Below are 21571 nucleotides of genomic sequence, written 5' to 3' on the forward strand. Positions count from 1 at the left end.
GCGGCCGAGCCTACCACTGGGTGAGGTATTTGATCCGCTCTCTGAGCTGGTCGGCTGTACACAGCGCTGTCGGTGGACCGCCACAAGCCTTGCGTACTTCTGTGTGGATCGCGCCGTGCGGGCGCCCCGTGCGAGACGCCATGATGGCCACACGAGCATTGAGCTCTTGGCGCAATGCCGGGATGTCCTCTGAAGCCACACCACTGTCACCGGCCGACGACGGCGCACCATGCACAGACGGCGCGCCTGCCTGCGATCGCTTTTCTTCAGCAGCCTCTTGCGCCCGGCGCGCTTTTTCTTCTGCTTCCCTAGCGTCGAGCTGTTCAGATTGACGCTTGCGCAACAAGGTCTTTACTTGTTCTGCATCAAGCAGGCCCGGCAGTCCAAGGAAGTCTTGTTCTTCTTCGGTGCCAGCAAGCGTCGGTGTGCCATACGTTGAGCCATCAAAGATCAGGGAATCTAGTTCGGCGGAGGCCCCGATGGACTCATAGGTGGGGGCCTCGTCCGGTTCACTGCGCTTTTGGTTGGCTTGTTCCAGTAGCTCATCGGACCACCCGGGTTCGCGGTGCGGTTTGCCCAGAACGTGGTCACGGGAGACTTCCATCTCCTCGGCCAGACGGAGCAGTACCGGGACGGATGGTAGGAAGATCGAGGCTGATTCACCCGGCATACGGGAGCGAACAAAGCGCCCGATTGCCTGAGCGAAGAACAGCGGGGTGGACGCTGAAGTGGCGTACACGCCTACTGCTAGACGGGGCACGTCAACGCCCTCAGAGACCATGCGGACAGCCACCAGCCATTCGTCCTGCGAGGCTGAGAACTCGGCAATGCGTTTGGATGAGCCTGGCTCATCAGAAAGCACCACCGTCACCGGGGTATTACTGATTGTCTTCAGGATCTTCGCGTACGCACGCGCAGTAGTCGTGTCGGTAGCGATGACTAGGCCACCGGCATCAGGCATGTGCCCACGAATCTTGGTCAACCGTGTCTGTGCTGCTTGCAGTACCGCGGCGATCCAGTCCCCCTTCGGATCAAGGGCGGTCTTCCAAGCACGGGCTGTCTGCGCAGCATCGAGCGGTTCACCCAGGCGTGCGGAATACTCTTCACCCGCGGAGTCCTTCCACTGTGCCTCACCACTGTAGGCAAGGAAAACAACGGGGCGCACCACGCCGTCGGCAAGCGCTTCGGCATAACCATAGGTGTAGTCCGCTTGTGAGACGAGGTGGCCTTCCCCGTCTTCTTCATAGGTGACAAACGGGATCGCCGAATCATCTGAGCGGAATGGCGTACCCGTTAGTGCGAGGCGGTGCGTGACGTCGTTATATGCCTCACGTACACCATCACCCCAGCTCTTTGCGTCACCGGCGTGGTGGATCTCATCCAAGATCACCAGAGTGCGGCGAGCAGACGCCACCGCATGGTGCTTAAAGGGGTGCATACCCACCTGTGCGTAGGTGACCACCACACCGTCATAGGCAGGGTTGACCGCGGAAGAGTTAGTGAACTCCGGGTCAAGGGAGAGCCCGAACCGGGCTGCTGCCTCAGACCACTGCACCTTCAGGTGTTCCGTGGGCACCACCACGATGATGCGCTCCACAGTCCTTTCGGCATGCAGCGTGCTCGCCAAAGTCAGCGCAAAGGTCGTCTTACCTGCGCCAGGTGTAGCCACGGCAAGGAAGTCCTTCGGCTTCTTAGCGAGAAAAAGGTCAAGGGCCTCCTGCTGCCATTGGCGCAGAGACGGCCCATTCCCTGAAACAGCCTGGGTCACTTGCGGCGCAGCCCCTTATAGATCCGCTCACAGTCCGGGCACACAGGTGAGCCGGGCTTGGCTTGCTTGCGCACCGGGAAGGTCTCTCCACACAACGCGACCACCATGTCACCGCTTACAGCGGAGCTGACAATTTGGTCCTTCTTCACGTAGTGGAAGAACTTCGGGGTGTCATTGTCCTGCGAGGTGTCTTCGCGGACATCGGGCCGTTCAATAGTCTTCGTCGTTGTCTGCGTCACGCACCCCATCATGCCTCATTGCCCGAACCATGATGAAACGCGCTGCGGCACACCCGGTCGCACAAGCATCGCTTCCGGGTCTACCCTTGGGACTCATGAGTACACCAGGTGATTACAACGATCCCTCCGTTGTGGAGGGGGATGCTGTAAGCACGCCCGGCAAGCGTTTTTCGCGCAAGAAAGCGGCTTTGATCACCTCGGCGCAACGCTCACAGTCGGAGAATCGCCGTTCCCGTGAACGTGCGTATTTGATCATGCAGGGTCTGCGTTTGCCATTTGTGTTCTTGTCCATTGCGGCTGTGATGTGGTGGCACAACTGGTGGCTTGCCATCCTCTTTTTCGCTATTTCCATTCCATTGCCCTGGATTTCGGTCGTGGTGGCAAATGACGGCCATGAGGTGCGCGATAAGCGCACGCGCAACGTGTACAAACCAGCTGTCGCACGCCAGGCACAGATCGCGGCGGCACAGCAGCAGCAACTGACATCCAGGATGCCTCACGGCTCCTCGCCCAATCTCCCCGACACGATCGACCACGAGGATTAAGGAGAACACCGTGCAGCCACTATCCGTCGCGCGCGAACTAACCCGCGAATTCGAAGCTGCGGGGTTCACCGCTGATTCCATCGCCGCACACCTTGGCCCAGATGCGGTCGAAGCGCTCTTCCGCGGCGAGCCCGGCGCGGTGTTGGAAGCCTGTGATGATTCACGGCTCTCCGGCTTGATCCGTTTCTTCCTCGTGCGCGAAAAGATGACGGCAGAAGAGCTCTCTGAATTCCTTCCGCCGCGCCTCGTGCTTTCGCTTATCGACGCCGGGGTGCTCACCCGTACCCCTTCCGGCGACGTCCAAGTGGCATTGGATATTCGTCCGCATTTCATCGCCGGCCACGATCGGTTTGTGTTCTCTGACCTCGATGCATCTGTCACTGACCATGTGCCGGGACCGAACCATGTCCTTGGTGTCGGTGCGGCGAGTTTGTCTCTGTTGTCTGCTACTCCCCTGACTCCGGTTGAAACAGTGCTGGATTTGGGAACGGGCTCGGGTGTTCAGGCGTTGGCGCAGTCAGCCGCTGCTGAGCGGGTGGTGGCGACCGATGTTCACGGGCGAGCCCTCACTCTTGCAGAAGCCACCATGGCCGGCGCAGGAGTGAACAATGTGGAGCTGCGCCACGGTTCCTGGTTCGAGCCAGTCGAAGGCGAGAAATTCGACCGTATTGTGACAAATCCACCTTTCGTGGTCGGACTGCCTGAAGTCGGGCATGTCTACCGTGATTCTGGTCTGGACCTTGATGGTGCGACGGAGCTCGTTGTCGGTGCAGCACCGGATTATCTCGCTGAGTCCGGTTCTGCGTTCGTTCTCGGATCCTGGGTTCACACCAGTGGGCAATCGTGGGAACAGCGCGTGGCTAGCTGGTTCCCGTCCACGGGTGTTTCCGCCTGGGTGCTGCAGCGCGATGTAGTCGATCCGGCGCTGTATGTGTCGACGTGGTTGAAAGACGAATCAATTGATCCACGCTCGGCAGAAGGAATCGCTCGCACACGTACGTGGCTTGCTCACTTCCGGGAGCACGATGTCCGTGCTGTCGGGTTCGGGTGGATCTTCATTCGCGATATCGGTGACGCCCCCACGGAGGTCACCTCGGAAACACTCGCCCAGCCATTCACTGATCCGCTCGGCCCGGAAGTCGAGGAGTATTTCGTGAGGATGGAGTGGTTGCGGGAGGCGTCGATAAGCGATGTGCTCGATGCGCGCTATGCCCTGCGCCCTGGCGTCGCACTCGAAGACGTCAGCCTGTCCGATACTGAAACGGGCATGGGCTTTGCCTCTGAGGTCAAGCGCGTCACGCGTACCGACGGCCCACGATTCACTCACGATGTTGATGATGCTGTCGCCGCGATCCTCGCCGGACTCAATCCAGACGGCCTACCGCTGCGTGACATCGTTTCTTTGTGGGCCGCATCCCATGGCCTTGACGATGATGCGGAAAACGCGCTTTACGACGAAGCCGCTGGCGTCATCATCGACCTCATTCGCCACGGATTCGTCCTACCGGCTGATCTGGTCAGCCTGACTACCTAGTACTGCCCTGTTGAAAGGAAGCAAAAGAACCGATGAAAGCTGTGCTCACTCGCGTTACGCAAGCATCCGTCACCGTCGATGGTGAGGTCGTCGGAGCGATCGATTGTCCGGAAACCGGCGGGATTCTCGCACTCGTCGGTGTCGGCACCGACGATGCCGATGATGCATGGGAAACCATGGTGCGTAAGATCGCTGAACTGCGCATCCTCGACGGTGAGGTCTCCGTCGAAGATGCCGGCGCTCCTGTTCTTCTCGTCAGTCAGTTCACGCTGATGGGCCGCACGAAGAAGGGACGTCGTCCCTCTTGGTCTGACGCTGCACCTGGCGATGTCGCCGAACCGGTGATTGCCAAGATCGCGGCTGGTTTACGCGAGCGTGGAATCCACGTTGAAGAGGGCCGCTTTGGCGCGATGATGGACGTTGCTTCAGTCAACTCTGGGCCGTTCACTGTTCTTGTTGAAAGCTAGACCGAAGCTGCTAAAGTCCCTTTCAGACAACCGCGTATCCGCTCCCTACGAAAGATCCCACCTGAACTGCATGAATGCGTATGCAGCCAAAGGGGCCTGACAACGGGGAACAATTTGCTCTTGTCCGGCGTTGTACCGATAGATTCGCGAGACTTAAAGGAGCTTCCATCCATGACTCAACCCGATGTGGATCATGCTGATGCCAATGAAGAAAAGGTCGACCGCGGGAGCCGCCGGAACCAGACGAATGACAACCCGTCTGCAGACTTGGTTCGTGTGTACCTCAACGGCATCGGCAAGACCGCTCTGTTGAACGCTGAGGAGGAGGTCGAACTCGCCCAGCAGATCGAGGTCGGTCTCTACGCACAGCGTCTCCTCGACGACCCGGAGGTAGAGCTCACCCGCGCTAAGAAGCGCGATATGAAGATCTTGGCCAAGGAAGGCCGCAAGGCACGCTCCCACCTGTTGGAAGCTAACCTGCGTCTCGTTGTCTCCCTAGCGAAGCGCTACACCGGCCGTGGCATGCCACTGTTGGACCTGATCCAGGAGGGTAACCTGGGCTTGATCCGCGCGATGGAGAAGTTCGACTACACCAAGGGATTTAAGTTCTCCACATACGCAACCTGGTGGATCCGTCAGGCGATCACCCGTGGCATGGCTGACCAGTCGCGCACCATTCGCCTCCCAGTCCACCTTGTGGAGCAAGTGAATAAGCTCTCCCGCATTCGCCGTGAGATGTACCAGTCCCTGGGCCGCGAACCAACGAATGAGGAGCTGGCCGACGAGTCGGGCATTGAAGAATCCAAGATCGAGATGCTGCTGCGCCAGTCCCGCGATCCGGTGAGCTTGGATATGCCCGTCGGCGCTGATGAGGAAGCACCTTTGGGTGATTTCATCGAGGATGCTGAAGCTGCTGACGCTGAAGATGCGGTCGTTTCCGCACTGCGCCACGACGATATTAATGACATCATCGGGGGCCTTGAGCAGCGCGAGCAGGACGTGATTCGTCTGCGCTACGGCCTTGATGATGGTGTGCCACGCACCCTGGACCAGATCGGCCGTAAATTCGGTCTGTCCCGCGAGCGCGTACGCCAAATTGAGCGCGAAGTGATGAGCAAGCTCCGCGTGGGCGAACGCGCCGACCGTCTGCGCGATTACGCGCTATAGTCCCAGTTCCTTGCCACGGCGACACCGCCCTTGCGGACCGTCGCCGGTTTTCTGGGTTACTATGTGCCCTAGCCATTGCTCAGTCTTGAACGAGTAGCGGCCAACGAGCACTCCCCTTAGCTCGATCTACGAGGAGCGCCCGCTCGGCTCGCATGAGGATCGAAGGAAGTTCGTAGTGAGAGATCTCGTAGATACCACCGAAATGTACTTGCGCACGGTCTACGAGCTAGAAGAAGAAGGCATTATTCCCCTGCGCGCCCGCATCGCTGAGCGCCTCGACCAATCAGGTCCGACAGTGTCCCAGACTGTGGCGCGCATGGAGCGTGACGGGTTGATGGTCGTCGAAGCTGACCGTTCACTCTCGCTGACGGAGCGCGGCCGCGAACTCGCAACCTCCGTGATGCGCAAGCACCGACTCGCTGAGCGCCTGCTTACCGACGTTTTGAATCTCGAGCTCAGCCAGGTCCATGCCGAGGCATGCCGCTGGGAGCACGTGATGAGTGAAGACGTGGAGCGCCAACTGATCAAGGTCCTCGACGACCCGACTCGCTCCCCCTTTGGCAATCCGATCCCCGCGCTCGACGAACTGGGCTACGAAGAACCGGCCGAAAACGACCTTGGCGTTCGCGTCAGCGAGCTCGACTTGAGCGAACCAGTCCGCGTTGAAGTCGTGCAGATCAATGAGATTCTCCAGCTCGATTCCGAGCATTATTCTTCGATCTGCCGCTACGGAATCAACCGCGGTGTGCACGTCACTATCGAGCGCACCGATAACGGCACGATCGCTGTTACCACGGAAGCGGATTCACAGATCACCCTCGCGCCGGAGCTCGCCCACGCCCTCCGCGTCACCGTGCTGGACTAGCCCGCATCCCTGAAACAAACCGGAAGGAACCATGTCCCACCTCGTTGTCACGGGCGGAGCCGGCTATGTCGGCAGCGTCTGCTCCAAAGTTTTGCTGGAAGCTGGCCACGCAGTCACGATCGTGGACAATTTCTCCACGGGTAACCGTGACGCTGTGCCGGAAGGTGCGACGCTGGTCGAAGGCGATATCAACGATGTGATCGACGATGTGCTTTCCACCAAGGACGGCCAGCCACCTGTCGACGGGGTGTTGCATTTCGCCGCCCGTTCCCTCGTGGGCGAATCCGTGGAAAAGCCTGATGAGTACTGGCGTGACAATATGGGCACCACGCTGAAGCTGTTGAATTCCATGCGGGCCAACAATGTGACTTCCTTGGTCTTCTCCTCCACCGCAGCGACGTATGGCGAGCCTGAGCGTGTCCCGATCACGGAAGACATGCCCACTAAGCCCACCAACGCTTATGGCGCGACCAAACTGGCGATCGACTACGCCATCACCTCGTATGCCACCGCGTTTGGGCTGGGTGCCATGAGCTTGCGCTATTTCAATGTCGCTGGCGCCTATGGCGGTCTCGGCGAGAACCATGCGACGGAAACGCACCTGATCCCGCTGGTGCTCCAGGTCGCGCAGGGCAAGCGCGAGAAGATCTTCATGTACGGCAATGACTGGCCCACCGCTGACGGCACGTGCGTGCGTGACTACATCCATATCCGTGATCTGGCTGATGCTCACCTGCTCGCGCTCGAATCGAATACGCCGGGCAAGCACCGCATCTTCAACCTTGGTTCCGGCGACGGCTATTCCGTCAAGGAAGTCATCGAGGCATGCCGCCGCGTCACCGGCCACGAGATTCCAGCCGAGGTCGCTCCCCGGCGCGCTGGTGATCCGGCAACGCTTATCGCATCCTCGCAACGCGCGAAGGAAGAGCTGGGGTGGGAACCGACCCGCACCGATCTGGACCAGATTGTCCGTGATGCGTGGGAGTACACCCAGTCGCATTAGTGCAATTGATCAGGCGCTTGCTGCTTGGTCAAAGTCCAGACCATCATCACGTTCTTCATCTGTCCCGGTGATGTGTTCACAGGCGAGCTCGCAGCCCTGCAGAATCGTTGTAACGAGGTGCTGCTGTTGACCGGCAGCGAGGATCTCCAAGCAAATCGCTGACATGGAGTGCTTCGGCATTTCTTCTTGCGCAGTCACTAGTGCGGCGGATGCCCATGATGACAATCCCCGACTAATGGCCACGATCGCCCACAGGCTCAATGCATTGGCACGAATGACCCCTTTGAAGGAGCGTGCAATGGCAAGCAAAGCTGTGGCAGATTGCTCCGGGTAGCGCACGGCTGTGCCAATGACACAATCGCGAAAAAGGGACCTGCTCAGCGCCGTCGCGAGCGCATTGAGTGCTTCCACTTCCTGGAACGCATGGCCCAAGCTGCATCGCCCATCCACTCCGACGAGGGGTTGTGGCGGAGCATCGCGCAAAGCTGTCATGGCTCTCCGCACGAACCATCCCGGCGTGGGACTGCCCTGATCAAGCTGGCGGCGAAGCACGTCAGCACGGCGCGCGGCATCGCGTGTAAGTGAAGCGATATCCACGATCTCCCCATCGACGATGACATCGATTCCGCTGTCAGCGACCGAATCATGCTCGAAGTATTCGAATGTGTCCGAACGATTCAATGCGGGCAGCGTGCCGTTGTCACGCATTGCTCGCATTGCGGGGGAATTGATCACTGATCCCACTACCCCATGGCCCCAATTCACGTGCGGCCATTCACGGGCCATCAACGCAGGATCCGGCCCGAAGAGCATGGTGTACGGGGTGCCTTGCGCGATTTCGGAAACATGCCACAGCACATCAACGAGCGGTTCGCCATCCTCGCGGACCAGACCGTCGAGATCGTTGATCGCGGTGCGCGCGCTTGCGGCATCAGGTGTGCGCGTAACTAAGACGCCAAGGAAGGCGACACAACGTTCAACCGGTGCAGTCTCCAAGAAGTTGGCCAGTTGGCCAGCATGGGCAAGATCAGCGCGCAACACGGGCCCTAAGATCAGTTCCTTTCCGTTCGCTGGATCAGGGATCAGTCCGATCACCACGATGGATTCCTGTGGGTAGTACCCCAAAGTGCCAGGAATGGTGGCGATGATTGCAGATGGGTCATCAACGGAACCGACATCATCGGTCCACGGGTCAAAAGGTGGCAGGTTCTGTGAGCGTGAGGATTCATTTTTCATGCCCTATTGGACTTCCCTACCCATGCTCAAGGTTCCCTGGGGAGGGTGAAAAGATTGGGAACACGGGGCGTCGTTAAGCGAAGCTGTGCATTTCTGGACAAAGTGACAGGTGCGCAACCGAATGCCGCGCCCGGTCCGTAAGGTGGGAATGAAACGCTGTACCCGGTAGTTGAACGGGGTGTTAGACGGTTCGAAAGCAAGGAGGATGTCATATGACGTCAGACGACCAACGGCACATGTACGAGCTGGAGTACCCAGCTCCCGCCGTGGACGCCGGCGCGTCCTCTGGGCCCACCCTGATCGTGGCCATGCAAGGCTACGCTGATGCAGGTCACGCCGTTGAAGGCGCAGCCAGTCACTTGAAGGCCGCGCTGGATTCACGCACTGTTGCCACCTTCAATAACGACGAGTTGATTGACTACCGCGCCCGTCGCCCCATGGTGACGTTGAGCGAGCATGAAATCACCGATATGGACAATATCGACCTGGATATTCGCGTCCTGCGTGATTCGAAGGGCGAGTCTTTCTTGCTGCTGTCTGGCCCGGAGCCAGACCTGCGGTGGGAGGCTTTTTCGAAGTCCGTTGCTGATCTGGCGGATCGCTTCAATGTGGATAAGACGATCTGCTTGTACGCCGCGCCGATGGGTGCGCCGCACACGCGTCCGCTCGTTGTGTCCGCGCACGGCAATGACCGTGACCTCGTTGGCACAATGTTCACCTTTGACGGCATGGTGTCTGTGCCTGGCGCTGCCGCGGTGATGATCGAGCGCGAGCTTCACTCGCGTGGTCGCCGTGTTGCTGGCTATACCGCGCACGTGCCGCACTATGTTGCGTCCTCGCCGTACCCGAACGCGGTCTATCAGCTGCTCCAGTCAGTTTCGGATACGTCGAACCTTGAATTCCCACTGCGTTCGATCGAGCATGATATGGACCGTGTCGCCGCGCAGCTCGCGGAGCAAACCAATAACTCTGAGGAAATCTCCCACGTCGTTGCGCAGCTTGAGCAGCACTACGACTCGGAGATGGCGTCCTACCGCAAGAAGAACCCGCAAAAGATGATGCCGGGCGAGGCCCAGGTGCCCAGTGGCGAAGAGATCGGTGAGGCCTTCGAGAACTTCCTCGCCGCGATCGATGACCGGGATCGTGGCAAGACGCTTGGCCCTGGTGCAGAGGATATTGATGGCATGTGGGAGGACCCCGGGCACATTGATCTGCCCGAGGACCCCGACGACGATGAGTAGGCGCGGGCTTCAAGTACCGTAGATGGGGTGACTTCCAACAACCCCGCGCCGACGCTTGCAGATTCCATCGCTGACCTCGACAACGTGCCGAGCTCGCTTGTCGACGACGCAGTCTGGGACTCTTTTACCTCCTGGACTACCTCCCGCGGTATCTCACTGTATCCGGCCCAGGAGGAAGCGTCCTTGGCTCTGTTGGCTGGGGACAATGTCATCCTGGCGACCCCGACTGGTTCAGGGAAGTCGATGGTGGCTAATGCCGCGCACTTCATCGCGATGTCCCGTGGCCAACGGTCGTTCTACACCGCACCGATCAAGGCGCTGGTGAGTGAGAAATTCTTCTCCCTGTGCGAAATCTTCGGCCCAGAAAATGTGGGCATGATGACGGGCGATGCCACTGTCAACGGCGATGCCCCCATCATCGCCGCGACTGCCGAAATCGTGGCCAATATCGCGCTGCGCGAGGGCGCGAAATCCGATATTCGCCAGGTGGTCATGGATGAATTCCACTACTACTCCGAGCCCGATCGTGGCTGGGCCTGGCAAGTTCCACTGCTGGAGTTGCCGAAAGCGCAGTTCTTGCTCATGTCCGCCACTCTTGGTGACACGAAATGGCTCGAGGACGACCTGACGCGCCGAACGGGACGAAAGACGACCTTCGTGGGTGGCTCCGAACGCCCTGTCCCCTTGGACTTCCACTACGTATTCACCCCGGTGCACGAGACCATTGAGGAATTGCTCGATAACGGCAAGGCCCCCATCTACGTGGTGCATTTCTCCCAGCGCGAAGCCACGGAGCGCGCGCAGGCGCTCACGTCGATCTCGATGATCACAGCCGAAGATAAAGAAGCGATCCGCGAAGCGATTGGGGATTTCCGCTTCACCACCACCTTCGGTAAGACATTGTCGAAGTTGCTGCGTCGCGGCATCGGCATCCACCACGCAGGCATGCTGCCGAAATACCGCCGCCTAGTCGAGCGTCTCGCGCAAGCCGGTCACCTCAAGGTCATCTGCGGTACGGACACGCTTGGCGTTGGCATCAACGTGCCGATCCGCACCGTACTCATGACCGGCCTGGCTAAATTCGACGGCACGAAGCAGCGCATTGTGAAGTCCCGCGAATTCCACCAGATCGCAGGACGCGCAGGGCGTGCTGGATACGACACCGAAGGAACAGTCGTCGCCCAGGCACCCGAGCACGAGATCGAGAACGTCAAGCTACGTCGCAAGGCAGGCGATGATCCGAAGAAACTGAAGAAGATCCGCAAGAAGGCCCCGCGCGACGGCGAAGTTTCGTGGTCGGAGAACACGTTCAACCGCCTTAAAGAGGCAGAGCCGGAAGAGCTGACCAGCCAATTCACCGTGACTAATTCAATGCTGCTCAACGTCGTTGCCCGCCCGGGCGACGGCTACGAGCACATGAAACACCTCCTGCGCGATAACCACGACACCCGCGCAAAGCAGAACCGCGACATTCTGACCGCCGTCGATCTCTTCCGTGGTCTCATCGCAGCCGAGGTGGTCGAGCGCACCCCGGACTCCCCCGCGTTCCGTCCGTACACTCTCACCGCCGAGCTCGACCGCGATTTCGCGCTCAACCAGCCATTGGCACCGTTCGCGCTCGCATTTCTGACGTTGCTCGACCCAGCTTCGGATACCTACGACCTCAACGTCATTTCAGCCTTCGAGGCGATCCTCGACGACCCACGCCAGCTGCTTCAAGCACAGCAATCCGCTGCACGTGGCGAAGAAATCGCCGCGCTCAAAGCCGACGGCGTTGATTACACCGAACGCATGGCGCTCATCGAAGATGTCACCTACCCGCAGCCGCTGCACGACGAGCTCGAGGATGCGTACGAGACTTTTGTGCAGGGCAACCCATGGGCAAAGGAATTCGATCTCTCGCCGAAGTCCGTTGTGCGCGACATGATCGAACACGCGATGACATTCTCCGACGTCATCGCCACGTACGGTCTCGCGCGCAGCGAAGGCGTCGTCCTTCGCTACCTCACCGACGCGTGGCGCACCCTGTCACATTCCATCCCCGACGCATACATGACAGAGCGTCTCGACGACATCATCGTCTGGCTCGGCGAGCTCATCCGCCAGGTCGATTCATCGCTTATCGACGAATGGGCCCACATGACCGATGAAAACACCCCGATTAGCCGCGACGATCTGGAACGCGAATTGGCCTTCGGTGTGGAAGATCCAACAGCTCTGACTGCCAACCGCCGTGCCTTCACGATCATGGTGCGCAATTACCTCTTCCGTCTCGTCGAGTTGTTTGCCTATGAGAAGGAAAAGGAACTCGCCGACATGCTCGAATACATGGAGCTGGCTGACCAACCTGACTGGCCCGCTCTTATGGACGACTATTTCGATGAATACGACGATGTCGATCTCGACGCCGATGCTCGCGGTCCCGAATTCTTCTCACTTCAGGAGACAGAGGCACGATCTTGGACCGTCACCCAAATCATCAAAGACCCCGACGGTGACAATTCCTTCCAGTTACACGGCACCGTTGACCTTGATGCCTCAGATGAAGCTGGTGAAGTAAGGCTGAGTTCTTTGGAAATGCGCCACTAATTGATTTAGCTATTTTCCTCCGCCAACCTATCAATCCTTGTACTTTTAAAACATGAGTAACAAGGAGTACCGCCCAACGCTGTCTCAGTTGCGCACTTTCGTGACCATTGCCGAGCACCGGCACTTCGGCACCGCCGCCAACCAGCTGCAGATCTCCCAGCCCTCACTCTCCCAAGCGCTCGTCGCGCTGGAGACCGGGCTGGGGATCCAACTGATTGAACGCTCGACCCGCAAAGTCATTGTCACCCCGATCGGTGAGCGGCTCCTCCCCTACGCACAGGCCACGCTTGAAGCTGCCGAGGCCTTTGTCAATCACTCCCGCGGTGTCCATGGCACCCTAAACGGGCAACTCACCCTGGGCATCATCCCCACCATCGCGCCGTATCTCTTGCCCGAGTTATTGCGCCTGACCAATGAGCGCTACCCCGACCTTGAGCCGAAGGTCGTCGAGGAGACCACCCCAGCACTCATGGAGCAGCTGCGCAGTGGCCAGCTCGATGCAGCCCTGATCGCCTTCCCCACCGGCACGACTGGTCTTATTGAGATCCCGCTCTACACCGAAGAATTCGCCATCGCCGTTGCAAATGGCCATCCCCTCGCTGGCCGCGACGATGTCACACTCCCTGAGCTAGACCAGCTGAACATGCTGCTCATGGACGATGGCCACTGCCTGCGTGACCAGATCATGGACCTGTGTCGCACCGCCAACCTCAATGTCGCCGGAATGGCCGATACCGTCACCCGCGCGTCATCGCTGACTACGGTCATCCAGCTCGTCGCCGCCGGATACGGTGGAACCTTGCTGCCGGTTTCTGCCGTCGACGTTGAATGCGCCCGCCCTGGCGTCACGGTGGCCCACTTCGACGATTCCGTCATTGCTTCCCGCAATGTCGGCCTCGTGCACCGCGCGTCTTCTACTCGTGATGACGAATTCGCTGCCCTCGGGGAGATCATCGTGGAGGCGTTCAACGCGACCGTCGATAAGCGAAGCTAGGTTCCGCCCAGCGTGCGGGTAAACTCGCACGTTGACTATGACGAAACCTGAACTGACCCGCGACGAGCTATACCGCCGACTTGACCAGCTACCTATTGCTAGCGTCCGGCGGTTCCAACGACGCCTGAAGAAGGCGCGCTCACCGCACGCGCTTAGCCAGATCAGCGCGGACATGGATAAGGATGCCGCCAAGGTCACCACTATCGACGCGCATGTCCCCGCGATCACGTACCCCGAAACACTTCCCGTCTCCGAGCGCCGCGAAGACATCATGGAGCTCATCCGAGACAACCAAGTCGTCATCATCGCTGGTGAAACCGGTTCCGGCAAGACCACGCAGATCCCCAAAATGCTGCTTGAACTCGGACGTGGCCGCCGTGGCCTCATTGGGCATACGCAGCCCCGCCGTATCGCAGCACGCACCGTCGCTGAACGCATCGCCCACGAGCTCGGCCAAGACATCGGAGAGACCGTCGGCTATGCCATTCGTTTCGACGACCGTGTCAGCGACACCAGCGCCGTCAAACTCATGACCGACGGCATCCTGCTTGCTGAGATGCAGCGCGACCGGTACCTCAATGCCTACGACACGATCATCATCGACGAGGCTCACGAGCGCTCCCTCAACATCGACTTTCTCCTCGGATACCTCAAGCGGCTGCTGCCCGCACGCCCTGATCTGAAGGTGATCATCACCTCCGCAACGATCGACCCGGAACGATTCGCCGCTCACTTCGCTGATGCCTCTGGCGAACCCGCGCCAATCATCGAGGTCTCCGGACGCACCTATCCCGTGGAGATCCGCTACCGCCCCCTCGAAGTGGAAGTTCCCACAAAGGACGGTGGCACCAAGGTCGTCGACACCGACATGCTCGACGGCCTCGTCGCCGCGTTGAAGGAACTCATGGCCGAAGGCGAAGGCGATATCTTGTGTTTCTTCGCCTCCGAGCGCGATATCCGCGATGCCATGGAAATCATCGAAAAGCAGCACTGGCGTAGCGTCGAAGTCACTCCCTTGTTTGGCCGGCTCTCCAACGCCGAGCAGCACCGCGTCTTCTCGCCGCACTCTGGCCGCCGCATCGTCCTGGCAACAAATATCGCCGAGACATCCCTGACCGTGCCCGGCATCCACTACGTGGTCGACACCGGTCTAGCACGTATTTCGCGCTATTCCACCCGCACCAAGGTGCAGCGCCTACCCATCGAGGAGATCTCGCAGGCCAGCGCGAATCAACGCTCCGGCCGATCGGGCCGTATCGCCGATGGCATCGCCATCCGCCTCTACTCCGAAGACAATTTCTTGTCGCGCCCCGAATTCACCGACCCGGAGATCCTGCGCACCAACCTAGCCAGCGTGATCCTCCAGATGATCAACCTACGGCTCGGGGATATCGCCGATTTCCCCTTCGTTCAGCCACCAGACCGCAAAGCAGTGCGCGACGGTTTGCTGTTACTCCACGAACTTGGCGCGATCACCGACCGCGAAGACCACGATGCACCCGTGTTGACCGATATCGGCCGCACCATCGCTCGCATCCCCGTCGACCCGCGTATGGCACGCATGCTCGTCGAAGCCAACCGTCTCGGCGTGCTTGCTGATGTCACCGTCATTGTCGCCGCCATGACCATCCAAGACGTCCGCGAACGCCCCCTTGAATACCAGGCACAGGCCGACCAGGCGCACGCACGCTTCAAGGACAAGACCTCTGATTTCCTCGCGTCTTTGAACCTGTGGGATTACATCAAGGACTCCCGGGACGAATTATCCGGCAACGCCTTCCGCAAGCGCATGAAGAAGGAATACCTCCACTACATGCGCATTCGTGAGTGGTTCGACCTTGTGCGCCAGCTTCGCGACGCCGAAAAGCAGCTCGGCTGGAGCAAACTCCGCCACGCTGAAGCCGGCGAGCGTGATCCGAATGCGATCCATCAGTCCCTGCTCACCGGACTGCTGTCCAATATCGGTGCCCGCGACGGCAATTCGAAGGAATTCTCCGGCGCCCGCGGCACCCGGTTCATGATCTTCCCCGGCTCGGCTTTGGCGAAGAAGCCACCGGAATTCGTCATGGCATCGGAGCTCGTTGAAACGTCCCGCCTGTGGGCGCGCGACGTCGCCGCTATTGACCCTGGTTGGGTGGAAAAACTCGCCGGCAACCTGCTCAAGCACTCCTATTCGGAGCCTGTCTGGTCACAAAAGCGCGCCGCCCCCATGGTGCACCAGAAGTCAATGCTCTACGGCGTCACGGTCGTCGCCGACCGCTTCGTCCCGTACCACCGCGTCGACATGGAAGCCGCCCGCGACATGTTCATCCGCCACGCTCTCATTGAGCGCGAGTGGAATGCGCACCACGCATTCTTGAAGCACAACGCAGCATTGCTTGAAGAGGCCGCCGCCGTCGAGGAAAAGGTTCGACGCCGCGGCATCGTCGTGGATGAGGATGCACTGTTCGAGTTCTACGACGAACGCATCCCCGCCGACATCGGCACCGGCCGTCACTTCGACGCATGGTGGAAGAAGAAGCGCCACAAAGACGCCGCCTTCCTCAACTTCGACCCAGAGGCATTGCTTAACGACGCCTCCGCCGACTCCTCCGAAGCCGCCTTCCCCGACAAGTGGCGCCAAGGTTCCATTAATTACGACCTGCAGTACAAATTCGAGCCAGGCGACCCGTTCGACGGTGTCACCGTGCTCGTTCCCGTTCCACTGCTGGCTGGCCTTGAGAACACTGATTTTGATTGGCTCGTTCCTGGCCTGCGCGAGGAGCTCGTCACCGAGCTCATCCGTTCACTACCTAAGGCACTGCGCAAGACGGTGGTCCCCGCTCCCGAGTTCGCCGACCGTGCAATGGACAAACTCATTCCATTCGAAGCTCCCATCACTGAGCAGCTCGCAGAGGTCCTCCGTTCCCTTGGCGGTCACGGCATCAATGCCCCGGATTTCCGCATCGATGCTCTTCCCGCCCACTTGAAGATGACGTTCGCCGCTGTTGATCGCCGCGGTAAAATCATCGACCACGACAAGAGCCTCGCTGCTTTAAAGAGCAGGCAGGCTGGTCACATCACCTCCTCGGTTGCGAAAGCAACGAAGAAGGCTGAGTCCGATTCCGTCAAGGAATGGACTGCGGATTCTCTTGGCAAGGTCCCCGAGACCGTCACCACCGAAATCGAGGGCAACCATGTCGACGCATTCCCAGCGCTGGAGGCGACCTCTGATGGTGTGCGAGTCAAGGTCTTCCCCACCAAGGCCGCAGCTGATGCATCCATGATGACTGCGACGTTGGCGATGCTGATGCGCAATATCCCCGTCAATGTTTCGCAGATGACGAAGGGATTGCCCCTGCGGCAGCGAGTAGCCGTGGATAAGTATCCCCACGGTGGTGCCGCTGGACTGGTGGAAGATGCCCGAGTAGCCGCGATCCGTGATCTGATGATCAAACACGGCGGACCCGTGCGCACACCCGAAGAGTTCGAAGCGCTTCTCAAGGCCATCAAGCCTGAGGTTCCTGGCGTCGTTCGCCGCTCGGTCGTTGGGATCTCCGGCGGCGTGGTCGAATACATCAATATCGCAGCTGAGCTAGCCAATTGGTCGGGCCCTGCCATCGATGACATCCGCCAACAAATGGACTTCCTACTGCCCAAAAACGCCATTACGATCCACGGGATGGAAAACCTCCAGCATCTCCCGCGGTACATGTCTGCGGTTCAGGTGCGCCTGGAAGAGATGAATCGTGACCCTGACCGCGACGCTGACCGCCAGGCAGTCATTGATGATGTGAAGGCCTACCGCGACGCCAAACTGAAGCGATTGCCGCCAGCACTGGCGAAGTCACGGGCGGTCAAGGACGTGAACTGGCGCATTCAGGAATTGCGTGTCAGCTTATTCGCGCAGCGTCTCGGCACTGCGAAACCGGTCAGTCCGCGACGTATTGAGAAGATGATCGACAAACTCTGAAACCGGATTCTCTGAAACCGGATTAGAGATCTTCCATGCCGCGGTCCTTGCGGCGCATGAGGCGGATTTCCGATTCGAAGTCATCGGCGCTTTCGAAAGATTTGTACACGGAAGCGAAGCGCAGGTAAGCGACTTCGTCGAGAGCACGAAGTGGCTCAAGAATGGCTAGACCGATCTCATTCGACGGGACTTGGGAACTGCCGTGGCTACGGACGATTTCTTCGACTTCTTGCGCGAGGCGCTTCAATGCATCGTCTGAGACATCACGGCCTTGGCATGCACGTCGCACGCCAACGATCAGCTTGTCGCGGTCGAATGCTTCGCTGACGCCATTGCGTTTGACCACAGTGAGCACCGCTTTTTCCATGGTGGTGAAGCGTCCCCCACATTCCGTGCATTCGCGCCGTCGACGAATGGCTGCTCCTCCGTCAACGAGACGGGAGTCAGAAACACGGGAACTATCGTTGTGGCAAAAAGGGCAGTACACGGATACGGATCTTACCCCTCCTCATGATCCGCCATCGAGCGCTGCGCCTCCCCCGCATTAGGACTGTGTGGCAGCGGTGATGGTGTTGCCCATCTGGTCCGGATTGAATCCTGCGTCCCCGCCGGAGAACGCGCCACCGAAGGCCGAACCCACGATCAGTGCAAGACCGAACAGGGCGCCCATAATGACTGCGCCGGCCTTCTCGCGGCGAGGTTCGATAACCGAATCTGGCTCAATTTCCTCTCGAACATACGCCCGCGAGGAAGGTTCATATTTTCGACTAGAAGCCTCAAGCGTTCGAACAGAAGCTACATTGCGGCGCGTGGGGACCCGACGATCTACATCCCAAACATCGGCAGGTGCGACCCGGCGAGAGGAATAAGCAGAAGCGGTATCGGTGCTGTTGGAGCGTGCGATGGAGATGGTCATTTTCTTTTCCTTTCTGTTTACTGGCGATGATTCTACGAAGCGGTTTGAACCACTCGTCCAGTTGGTTCGATTAAGTGTTCGATCGTTTCTATGTTCGATTTATAGCAAGGTCGAAAACTTTTGTCTACACCTGGGCCAAATTGTTCGAACAAACTTGCTTACTCGTGGTAAACAAGAAGCAAAGGGAACCGATCGCCAGGAAGCATCGTCAAAGTCTTTAGGGGCCAACCCCCACCCGACGGACGTAGAGAGCAAAAAGAAAGAGGCTAAAAGGCCATGCCGAAGCGAGAAGATAAGAAGCCAGATCTGAAATCGTTGTCCGAGCGCCAGCGTCGCATCCTTGAGGTCATTCAAGATGCGGTCGTTTTGCGCGGTTATCCGCCGAGTATTCGCGAGATTGGCGATGCCGCGGGCCTGCAGTCGACGTCTTCTGTCGCATACCAGCTCAAGGAACTCGAGAAGAAGGGCTTCCTTCGCCGGGACCCGAATAAGCCACGTGCGGTCGATCTCCGCCACCTGCCCGATACGAATGCACGCAAGAGCCGCAAGCAGGAGGCAACTCCGGAGGACGCGGCAGCGCCGCGCTATATTCCGGTGCTCGGTCAGATCGCCGCAGGGAATCCAATTCTCGCGGAGGAGAACGTCTCCGAATACTTTCCACTTCCGGAAGAGCTCGTCGGCGATGGCGATCTTTACTTGCTCCAGGTCGTTGGCGAGTCAATGCGCGACGCGGGCATCCTCAACGGCGACTGGGTTGCCGTTCGCACGCAGCCCGTTGCGGAAGAAGGACAGTTCGTCGCCGCGCTTATCGACGGAGAGGCGACCGTCAAGGAATTCCACAAAGACTCCTCCGGCGTCTGGCTCCTGCCTCACAACGATGCTTTCGCCCCCATTAAGGGCGATGATGCAGAAATCATGGGCCTGGTTGTGTCCGTTTTCCGCAAACTCTAATCTCCCCCAAAGGGGGTGAAACGGGCATATCCGGACCCTTTCGGGCGGGCTTTTATGCCCGTTCGAGGGATAATGGGCACGTACGTAGCCCCGCTACCGGAAAGCGCGCCAGGCGTGCGCTGCAAAGCAATGTAGCTAGCCAATGACACGGTTAACTTCCGCGCGCTCGGCCGGGGACTCGTGGTCGATGCACCGGAAGGAAGTGCCCATGTACGCCGAAGAACGGCGCCGTCAGATTGCGTCCCTCACTGCTGTTGAGGGGCGCGTCAACGTCACCGAACTATCTGAGAAGTTCGATGTGACCGCCGAAACCATTCGTCGCGATCTCGCTGTGCTTGACCGTGAAGGAATCGTGCAGCGCGTTCACGGTGGTGCCGTATCCAGCCAGTCATATCTGACGACGGAGTTCCCCCTCGATACACGATTCCGCTCCGCAACAACTGCGAAGGCCGCTATCGCTAAGGCCGCTCTGGACTATTTGCCAGATGATGGTGGCTCTGTCTTTCTTGATTCGGGGACGACAATCAATATTCTCGCCAGCCTGATCAAAGACACATCCTCAGCGCGCACGCAATCTTTTGTCACAAACTCGCTGCCAATCGCTGTTGAGCTATCCAATACTGGCGACATCAACGTCCAGCTCCTCGGCGGAACGGTACGTGCAATCACGCAAGCGGTCGTTGGCGATACTGCCTTGCGCACTCTCGCTCTTTTGCGCGCGGATGTAGCTTTCATTGGCACGAATGCACTCACTGTCGATCACGGATTGTCTACCGCAGATGCGCACGAAGCAGCCGTTAAAGCAGCAATGGTCACGAATGCACGCAAGGTCGTCGTTTTGTGTGATTCGTCCAAGCTCGGCAGTGATTACCTAGTCAGTTTCGCATCCCTGGACAGCATTGATGTTGTCATCACTGACAAGGAAGCACCTGCCGCATTCATCGAAGAGCTGACGGAACTAGGCGTCCAGGTCGTCATCGCCGAGTAGTTTCCCCCGGTTGAGCGAAGATCACACCGCTTTTCCTTGAGCAAACCAACACAATCGGGCATAATCGGACATTAAGGGGTGAAGTTCACCCGCATGTGAGGGAAGCGGCACCCTGAACCTATTCACGCACACGCCCGAAAGGGAACTAGACCTGTGATTGTGACCTTCACTGCCAATCCGAGTATTGATGCGACGATGAGCATCGATACGCTTTCCCCTGGCGGAGTTTTGCGCGTTTCCGATAGCTCGCGCGAGCCAGGTGGCAAAGGGATTAACGTCTCCAACGCCGTCCTCAAAGCCGGCCAGAAGACCCTTGCCATCGCCCCTGCACTCGACTCCGACCCGTTCGTCGCTCTCGCGTCAGGCGCACGCATTCCACTTCAGACAGTTCCTGTCGACGGTCGCGTGCGCACCAATACCACGGTGACCGAGGCGGACGGCCGAACAACCAAATTCAACGAACCCGGAGCTCCGCTTGACGACGTCGCACGTGACGCCCTCCAGGCCCAGCTCGTTTCCGCAGCCGCGGATGCCAAGGCTGTCGTACTCGCCGGTTCTCTGCCACCGGGCGCACCAACTGATTGGTACCCCCAACTCGTCGGCACGATCCGAGAAGCAAACCCCGATGTACTGATCGCAGTGGACACTTCCGATGAACCACTCCGCGCGCTCGGCCGCAACCTGGAGAGCGCAGCGCCCGACGTGGTCAAGCCCAATGGCTTCGAACTCGGGCAGCTCGCAGGTCTCGACGGCGAAGAACTTGAACGCCAAGCAGATGCGGGCCACTTGGATGCGGTGGTTGAGGCTGCGCAGGGGCTCGTCGATAAGCGTGTTGGCCAGGTGCTCGTTACGTTAGGCGGTGCAGGCGCCTGCCTCGTCACTGCGGACGGCGCGTGGCACGCATCGCCACCACCGGCCACTGTGCGTTCAACTGTCGGCGCAGGCGACAGCTCACTCGCCGGCTATGTCCTCGCACGACTTGCCGGCAAGGACTATCCCGACGCCCTGCGCCAGGCCGTCGCCTATGGCACAGCCGCAGCAGCCAATCCCGGTACCGAAATTCCCTCACCCGAAGACCTTGACCTCGACCGCACCACCGTGCGCGAAATCTAAGTA

At 59.3% G+C, this 21571-nt stretch carries 18 protein-coding genes; 13 read left to right on the forward strand and 5 right to left on the reverse strand.

Annotated elements, in window-relative coordinates:
- Nucleotides 1-10: 10 nt before the first annotated feature.
- Nucleotides 11-1768: a DEAD/DEAH box helicase gene (locus Q0X21_RS04335; RefSeq protein ID WP_297850526.1), complete on the reverse strand. Its 1758-nt coding sequence runs from the start codon at nucleotides 1766-1768 to the stop codon at nucleotides 11-13.
- Nucleotides 1765-2016 (reverse strand): DUF3039 domain-containing protein, encoded by a 252-nt coding sequence (locus Q0X21_RS04340; protein ID WP_297850578.1) that lies wholly within the window; start codon nucleotides 2014-2016, stop codon nucleotides 1765-1767. The genes Q0X21_RS04335 and Q0X21_RS04340 overlap by 4 nt, the downstream gene beginning before the upstream one ends.
- Nucleotides 2017-2102: 86 nt before the next feature.
- On the opposite strand from Q0X21_RS04340, the gene Q0X21_RS04345 reads away from it, so the two are divergent.
- The 6 genes from Q0X21_RS04345 to galE all read left to right on the forward strand — a co-directional run bounded on the left by Q0X21_RS04345 (nucleotide 2103) and on the right by galE (nucleotide 7588).
- Complete coding sequence (locus Q0X21_RS04345) at nucleotides 2103-2552, forward strand: DUF3099 domain-containing protein (protein WP_297850527.1); 450 nt, start codon at nucleotides 2103-2105, stop codon at nucleotides 2550-2552.
- A 10-nt stretch (nucleotides 2553-2562) separates the two neighbouring features.
- Nucleotides 2563-4086: a class I SAM-dependent methyltransferase gene (locus tag Q0X21_RS04350; RefSeq protein ID WP_297850528.1), complete on the forward strand. Its 1524-nt coding sequence runs from the start codon at nucleotides 2563-2565 to the stop codon at nucleotides 4084-4086.
- Nucleotides 4087-4118: 32 nt separating this feature from the next.
- The gene (dtd, locus tag Q0X21_RS04355; RefSeq protein ID WP_297850529.1) at nucleotides 4119-4553 is read left to right on the forward strand and encodes a D-aminoacyl-tRNA deacylase; all 435 of its coding nucleotides are present in this window, start codon (nucleotides 4119-4121) and stop codon (nucleotides 4551-4553) included.
- 171 nt (nucleotides 4554-4724) lie between these two features.
- The gene (locus Q0X21_RS04360) at nucleotides 4725-5720 is read left to right on the forward strand and encodes a sigma-70 family RNA polymerase sigma factor (protein WP_297850530.1); all 996 of its coding nucleotides are present in this window, start codon (nucleotides 4725-4727) and stop codon (nucleotides 5718-5720) included.
- A 175-nt stretch (nucleotides 5721-5895) separates the two neighbouring features.
- On the forward strand, nucleotides 5896-6585 hold the full coding sequence (locus tag Q0X21_RS04365; protein WP_297850531.1) for a metal-dependent transcriptional regulator: 690 nt from the start codon (nucleotides 5896-5898) through the stop codon (nucleotides 6583-6585).
- 31 nt (nucleotides 6586-6616) lie between these two features.
- Nucleotides 6617-7588 carry a UDP-glucose 4-epimerase GalE gene (gene galE / locus Q0X21_RS04370; protein ID WP_297850532.1) on the forward strand — a complete coding sequence of 324 codons (972 nt, stop codon included), beginning with the start codon at nucleotides 6617-6619 and terminating at the stop codon, nucleotides 7586-7588.
- A gap of 9 nt (nucleotides 7589-7597) precedes the next feature.
- Here the strand turns inward: galE and Q0X21_RS04375 are convergent, their stop codons facing one another.
- Entirely contained in the window at nucleotides 7598-8824 is a 1227-nt protein-coding gene (locus tag Q0X21_RS04375; protein ID WP_297850534.1) for a DUF4192 domain-containing protein, read from the reverse strand.
- Between the two features lie 212 nt (nucleotides 8825-9036).
- Between Q0X21_RS04375 and Q0X21_RS04380 the strand changes: the two genes are divergently transcribed.
- From Q0X21_RS04380 to hrpA, 4 genes are read left to right on the forward strand one after another with little or no spacing between them, the layout of a single operon-like run.
- The gene (locus tag Q0X21_RS04380; protein ID WP_297850535.1) at nucleotides 9037-10065 is read left to right on the forward strand and encodes a PAC2 family protein; all 1029 of its coding nucleotides are present in this window, start codon (nucleotides 9037-9039) and stop codon (nucleotides 10063-10065) included.
- A gap of 27 nt (nucleotides 10066-10092) precedes the next feature.
- Complete coding sequence (locus Q0X21_RS04385) at nucleotides 10093-12654, forward strand: RNA helicase (RefSeq protein ID WP_297850536.1); 2562 nt, start codon at nucleotides 10093-10095, stop codon at nucleotides 12652-12654.
- Nucleotides 12655-12706: 52 nt separating this feature from the next.
- Nucleotides 12707-13648: a hydrogen peroxide-inducible genes activator gene (locus Q0X21_RS04390; protein WP_297850537.1), complete on the forward strand. Its 942-nt coding sequence runs from the start codon at nucleotides 12707-12709 to the stop codon at nucleotides 13646-13648.
- A gap of 37 nt (nucleotides 13649-13685) precedes the next feature.
- Nucleotides 13686-17600: an ATP-dependent RNA helicase HrpA gene (gene hrpA / locus Q0X21_RS04395; RefSeq protein ID WP_297850538.1), complete on the forward strand. Its 3915-nt coding sequence runs from the start codon at nucleotides 13686-13688 to the stop codon at nucleotides 17598-17600.
- A gap of 22 nt (nucleotides 17601-17622) precedes the next feature.
- On the opposite strand, the gene nrdR is transcribed toward hrpA, so the two are convergent.
- Nucleotides 17623-18087 (reverse strand): transcriptional regulator NrdR, encoded by a 465-nt coding sequence (nrdR, locus tag Q0X21_RS04400; protein ID WP_297850540.1) that lies wholly within the window; start codon nucleotides 18085-18087, stop codon nucleotides 17623-17625.
- A 57-nt stretch (nucleotides 18088-18144) separates the two neighbouring features.
- Nucleotides 18145-18516 carry a hypothetical protein gene (locus tag Q0X21_RS04405; protein ID WP_297850541.1) on the reverse strand — a complete coding sequence of 124 codons (372 nt, stop codon included), beginning with the start codon at nucleotides 18514-18516 and terminating at the stop codon, nucleotides 18145-18147.
- Nucleotides 18517-18792: 276 nt separating this feature from the next.
- On the opposite strand from Q0X21_RS04405, the gene lexA reads away from it, so the two are divergent.
- From lexA to Q0X21_RS04420, 3 genes are all read left to right on the forward strand, one after another.
- Nucleotides 18793-19467, forward strand: a complete 675-nt coding sequence (gene lexA / locus Q0X21_RS04410) for a transcriptional repressor LexA (RefSeq protein ID WP_297850542.1) — start codon at nucleotides 18793-18795, stop codon at nucleotides 19465-19467.
- Nucleotides 19468-19675: 208 nt separating this feature from the next.
- Nucleotides 19676-20455, forward strand: coding sequence for a DeoR/GlpR family DNA-binding transcription regulator (locus Q0X21_RS04415; RefSeq protein WP_297850543.1), 780 nt, complete (start codon nucleotides 19676-19678; stop codon nucleotides 20453-20455).
- A 153-nt stretch (nucleotides 20456-20608) separates the two neighbouring features.
- On the forward strand, nucleotides 20609-21568 hold the full coding sequence (locus tag Q0X21_RS04420; RefSeq protein ID WP_297850545.1) for a 1-phosphofructokinase family hexose kinase: 960 nt from the start codon (nucleotides 20609-20611) through the stop codon (nucleotides 21566-21568).
- Nucleotides 21569-21571: the final 3 nt, after the last annotated feature.

The organism is uncultured Corynebacterium sp. (assembly GCF_947253065.1).
Lineage (GTDB): Bacteria > Actinomycetota > Actinomycetes > Mycobacteriales > Mycobacteriaceae > Corynebacterium.

Coding starts and splice junctions, on each gene's coding strand:
- Q0X21_RS04340 (WP_297850578.1), bottom strand. CDS start 2,016: ATGGGGTGCGTGACGCAGACAACGACGAAGACTATTGAACGGCCCGAT.
- Q0X21_RS04345 (WP_297850527.1), top strand. CDS start 2,103: ATGAGTACACCAGGTGATTACAACGATCCCTCCGTTGTGGAGGGGGAT.
- dtd (WP_297850529.1), top strand. CDS start 4,119: ATGAAAGCTGTGCTCACTCGCGTTACGCAAGCATCCGTCACCGTCGAT.
- Q0X21_RS04360 (WP_297850530.1), top strand. CDS start 4,725: ATGACTCAACCCGATGTGGATCATGCTGATGCCAATGAAGAAAAGGTC.
- galE (WP_297850532.1), top strand. CDS start 6,617: ATGTCCCACCTCGTTGTCACGGGCGGAGCCGGCTATGTCGGCAGCGTC.
- Q0X21_RS04375 (WP_297850534.1), bottom strand. CDS start 8,824: ATGAAAAATGAATCCTCACGCTCACAGAACCTGCCACCTTTTGACCCG.
- Q0X21_RS04380 (WP_297850535.1), top strand. CDS start 9,037: ATGACGTCAGACGACCAACGGCACATGTACGAGCTGGAGTACCCAGCT.
- Q0X21_RS04390 (WP_297850537.1), top strand. CDS start 12,707: ATGAGTAACAAGGAGTACCGCCCAACGCTGTCTCAGTTGCGCACTTTC.
- hrpA (WP_297850538.1), top strand. CDS start 13,686: ATGACGAAACCTGAACTGACCCGCGACGAGCTATACCGCCGACTTGAC.
- Q0X21_RS04405 (WP_297850541.1), bottom strand. CDS start 18,516: ATGACCATCTCCATCGCACGCTCCAACAGCACCGATACCGCTTCTGCT.
- lexA (WP_297850542.1), top strand. CDS start 18,793: ATGCCGAAGCGAGAAGATAAGAAGCCAGATCTGAAATCGTTGTCCGAG.
- Q0X21_RS04415 (WP_297850543.1), top strand. CDS start 19,676: ATGTACGCCGAAGAACGGCGCCGTCAGATTGCGTCCCTCACTGCTGTT.